Source organism: Stenotrophomonas sp. P5_B8, from assembly GCF_054049855.1.
This window is the reverse complement of sequence record NZ_JBFULO010000289.1, coordinates 1-4,905: the sequence shown is the minus strand read 5'-3', so window position 1 is coordinate 4,905 and position 4,905 is coordinate 1. Positions and strand designations below refer to the sequence as shown.

Below are 4,905 nucleotides of genomic sequence, written 5' to 3'. Positions count from 1 at the left end.
TGCCGGCCGCTGGCCGGCAACCAAGCGACGCAAGACCGGTAGTGCCGGCCGCTGGCCGGCAACCAAGCGACGCAAGACCGGTAGTGCCGGCCGCTGGCCGGCAACCAGGCAACGCCAGACCGGTAATGCCGGCCCATGGCCGGCAACCAGGCAACGCAAGACCGGTAATGCCGGCCGCTGGCCGGCAACCAGGCAACGCAAGACCGGTAATGCCGGCCGCTGGCCGGCAACCTCAGCGCGGCACCAGCGTCAACGCATCCAGCACCCACATCGTCGGCCGCGTATCCCCGGTAAAGCGCACGCACAGATCCTGCGTCCCCTTCACCGACCGCGGCAGCGCGGCTTCCAACGTGATGAACCCATCCGTACCGGGCTTGGCGGGCAGCTTCACCGTCGCCAGCGGCGTGCCATCGCAGGTTCCGTTGAGCACGTCCATCTCGCCATGCGCACTGCGTGCGGGGCTGAACTTCCGCTGCGGTTCGTCGTGCGCCAGCTGGAAGTAATACGGAATCTGGCCGGCACGCACGCGCACTTTGGCGATGCCGTCGACATCGGCGTCCTTCCACAACCAGCACGGGTTGAAGATATTGACGTTGAAGATCGCGCGCGGGCCATCGGCCGGGCCATCGTCTTCCAGCCGCAGCAGCAGCTTGCCTTCGCCCGGGCACATCGCCAGCTGCTCGTCGCTGCGGCTCAGCAGCGACGTGGCGGTGATGTCGAAGCGACTGGCCGCGCTGGCCAATGCCTTGCCGTCGAAGAACGTGGCCGCCTGCAGGGTGATCGGCAACGGCTGGGTCAGCGGCGTGGTGTAGCGCGGCGACTGCGCGGTGACCGCGCTGCCATCGGTGCTGTAGTGGATGTCATAGCCCAGCGGCGTGCGCAGTGCCAGCGTGGCGGTGCCGGCCTTGCGGTCGTCATGGCTGTCCAGTTCCACCTGCAGCGGCGTCTGCGCGTAGGCGATGCCCATGGCCTGCCAGCGCTGCAGCTGGCTCGGCAGGCGTGCCAGGAAATCGGCGTAGTCGCGGCGCTCGCGCGGCGACCAGCCGGTTTCGGCCACGGCGGCCAAACGCGGGAACAGGTTGTGCTGCAGGCGCGCGTAGCTGCGCGTGTGCTCGGTGAACATGTTGGCCTGCAGGCCGAGGATATGCTGCTGCTTGTCCTTGGCCAACGCCTCGGGCACCGGCTCGAAGCCATACACGCGCCCCAGCGGCGTGGACAGCGGGCGGCCCGGCGGTTCGTTGGGCGAGTGGGTCTGCAGGTAGTCCATGTACATATCGGTGACCGGCGACATCACCACGTCGTGGCCTTCGCTGGCGGCTTTCAGGCCGCCTTCGGTGCCGCGCCAGGACATCACCGTGGCCTCCGGCGGCAACCCGCCTTCAAGGATTTCATCCCAGCCGATCAGGCGCCGGTCGTGCTGCTCCAGGAAGGTCTCCAGGCGTTTGATGAGGTGGCTCTGCATCTCCATTTCATTGCCTGCGCCAACCTCGCGCATGCGCGCCTGCACGCGTGCCGAGGCTTCCCACTGGTCCTTGACGGCCTCGTCGCCGCCGACGTGCACGTACCTGGCCGGGAACAGGGTGATCACTTCTTCCAGCACGTTTTCCAGGAAGGTGAAGGTGCTTTCCTCGGTGTTGAACAGGTTGGGGAACACGCCCCATTCGCTGAGCGGCTTCAGCGGCGTGTACAGCGTGCCCAGTTCGGGATAGGCGGCGATCGCGGCGGTGGCGTGGCCGGGCACGTCGATTTCCGGGATCACCTGGATATGCCGGGCGGCGGCATAGGCGATCACGTCGCGGATCTGGTCCTGGGTATAGAAGCCGCAATACGGGCGTTCGGCGCCGGTGACYGGATCGCGGCCACCATCGCCGGCCGGAATACGACAGCTGCCGATCCCGGTCAGTTTGGGATAGCGCTTGATCTCCATGCGCCAGCCCTGGTCATCGGTGAGATGCCAGTGGAAGGTATTGAGCTTCTGTTCGGCCATCGCGTCGAGCACGCGCTTGATCTCGTCCAGGCTCTGGAAGTGGCGCGCCGAATCGAGCATCAGGCCACGCCAGCTGAAACGCGGTGCATCGTCGATGCGCAGCGCCGGCAGGACGCCGTTGCTGCCGCCACTGAGCAGTTGCGACAGGGTGGCTGCACCGTAGAACAGGCCGGCCTCGGTAGCTGCCTGCACGGTCACGCCGTCGCGGCCCGAGCGCAGCTGGTAGCCTTCGGCGCCGGTCTTGAGCGTGCGGTTCAACACGAAGTGGATGCCGTTGCCGCCGCGCGTGCCGGCCACGTTCAGCACCGGGCCGCCGCTGTCGTGCAGCAACGTAGTGAACTGGGTAGCCACGCGTTGCGCGGCCTCGCCCTTGGCCCACACCGGGGTGCCGGCGACCGCGCTGAAGCCGCTGCCGTCGAGGCGTTCGACCTTGGCCGGCGCCGGCATCAACGGCAGTGGGCCGGCCATGGCGCGGGGGCCAGCAGTGGCCGGGGCATCGGCGGCCTGCGCGAGCGGTGCCAGGGACAGGGCCAATGCGAAGGAGAGCAGTGACAGCGAGGTACGACGGGTGCGGGTATGCATCGGGTCATTCCTGTGTTGCGAATCGGGTTCCACCTGTGAAAACGGGCCCGGAGATCCGGGCCCGTTTCAGGTGTGCAGCATAGTGCTATGGCAATCAGAACTTGAAGTGCACCGTAGCCATGTAGCGGCGGCCGCTCTTATAGCGCGAGGCCAGGTGGTCCTTGTCGCCGAGGTACTGGAAATACTCTTCGTTGAGCAGGTTCTGCGCGTCCAGCGTCAGCGACCAGTTCTCGGTGAAGGTGTAGCCGAAGCTGGCGCCGAGCTCGGCGTAGTCGTCCACGCTGGCCGGTGCCGAGCCTGCGACGTAGCCGCCGGCCAGGTAGCTGTCACGCCAGTTGTAGGTCAGGCGTGCATTGATCGGGCCCTTTTCGAAGTACGGGCTGAGCGCGATCGAGTTGCGCGACTGGTACGGCAGCGGATCACCGGAGTTGTTCTCGCCGTTGGCGTAGGTGTAGTTCGCCGTCAGGCCGAAGCCGCTTTCACCGAAGGGCTGCTGGAAGCTGATGTTGAAGCCCTTGATGTGGCCGCTACCGGCATTGCGCGGACGCTGGATGCTGTAGTCGCAGTAGCCGTCGGCGGCGCAGCCGTTGGTGCCTACGATGTTGGCCCAGGTGGCCGGCGAGGTGTCGCGGATCGAGTTGTACTGGCGCTCGGTGACCGCGCTGGTGTCGATGTAGTTGTCGATCTTCTTGTAGAACAGCGACCAGGCCACCACCGACTGCGGGGCGAAGTAGTACTCGGCCGACAGGTTGTAGTTCCAGGACTCGTACGGGGACAGTGCCGCATTGCCGCCACTGCCGGTGAGCGTGGTGTCGTTGAGGAAGGTGTTGTTCACCATCTGGTTGTACGGCGCCCAGGCAATGACCTTGCTCGCGCCGAAGCGGAACACCCAGTCGCTGGAGGTGTCATAGACCAGGTTGACCGACGGCAGCAGGAAATCTTCCTTCCTGGTCTGGGTCTGCCACTTGCTGTCCAGGTCGGTCAGGGTCGGCGTGCCGCCGTAGACGAAGCCGCTGCCTGCGGTCTTGGAATCGACATAACGCACGCCGACGTTGCCGCGCACCGGGCCGTTGGAGAAGTTCAACTGCGCGTAGGCCGCGTTGTTGGTCTGTTCCAGTGCCCAGCTGTTGTTGAGGTAGCTGGCCGGATCGGGGTTGGCGTAATCCAGCGGGCTGCCCTTGACCCAGTTCAGCACGTTGTCGCGGCCAACCTGCACGTGGCGGCCGTGGCCGTCGCTGAAGCCCTGGATGTCGGTCAGCCCGATGGTGCCCACGTCGGCCAGGGTGCCCGGACGCACGCCGCCATATACGTTCAGGTCGAAGCTCTCTTCATGCTTGCCGTGGCGCACGCCGAACTGCAGCTGGTTGAAGATGCTGTCGAACTGCACGTTGAAGTCCAGCTGTGCGTAGGTGTCCTTGCTGTCGGTGGAGAAGATGCCGTTGTTGCCGAACCAGCCACCGGCCGAACCCCAGTTGGCCGGGTTGCGCGCGGCCTCGGCGTTGTCGAAGGTGATGCCCTTGTCCAGGTTCCAGCTGAAGCCGCCGTTGTAGAACGGTTCGATGAAGTACTGGGCCAGGTCCTTGTTCTCGGACTTGCTCTGGCCCACCTGGCCGCTGATGCCCCAGCCATCGCCCTTCCAGGCGCCACGCAGGTCCAGGCCCTTGGTGGTCACTTCGGATTCGCGCACGTTGTTGTCGTAGATCACCGTGCCGCTGTTGGCCGTCGCGCTGGCGTTGGAGTGGCCGCTGTTGACCACGCCGTTGCGCACGTCGCCGAGCTGGTTGACCGCACCGACGGTACCCGGGTTCCAGGTCAGGAAGGAGTACATCGACTGGTTGTAGTTGTCGAAGTTTTCCTTGATGTACAGGCCGCTCAGGTTGAACTCGAGTTCCTCGCTCGGCTTGAACTGCAGGTTGACCACGGCGCTGTCGCGCTTGCGGTCCTGCTGGAACCACGCGGCGTTGACCGAGTTGGGCACGTCCGCGTTCGGGTCCACGCCCGGCGCATTGGTGAAGGTGGACGCCTTGGCGTAGCCGAACACTTCCATGCCCTGGCGATCCACGCGCTCTTCATAATGCTGCGCGGCGACGTTCACGCCGAAGGTTTCGTCGTTGTTCTTCCAGCTGTAGATCGCCGAGGCGTTCGGCTTGCCCTTGCTGGCCTGGTCGCTGTAGCTGTAGCCCACCGAGGCGGCCACTTCGTTGGCGCGCATGTCCAGCGGCTGGCGGGTGTGCATCAGGATGGTGCCGCCCAGGCTGCCTTCGGTCAGGCGCGCTTCGGAGGACTTGATGACTTCCATGCGGCCCAGGATCAGCGGCGACAGCAGGGTGTAATCG

The 4,905-nt window shown here is 65.5% G+C and carries 2 protein-coding genes; both read right to left on the bottom strand.

Annotated features, from left to right (window positions below):
* Window positions 1–232: 232 nt before the first annotated feature.
* The gene (locus ACXJKH_RS14620; RefSeq protein ID WP_457320320.1) at window positions 233–2,569 is read right to left on the bottom strand and encodes a family 20 glycosylhydrolase; all 2,337 of its coding nucleotides are present in this window, start codon (window positions 2,567–2,569) and stop codon (window positions 233–235) included.
* Window positions 2,570–2,663: 94 nt separating this feature from the next.
* On the bottom strand, window positions 2,664–4,905 hold a 2,242-nt coding region (locus ACXJKH_RS14615; protein ID WP_457320318.1), incomplete at its 5' end, for a TonB-dependent receptor.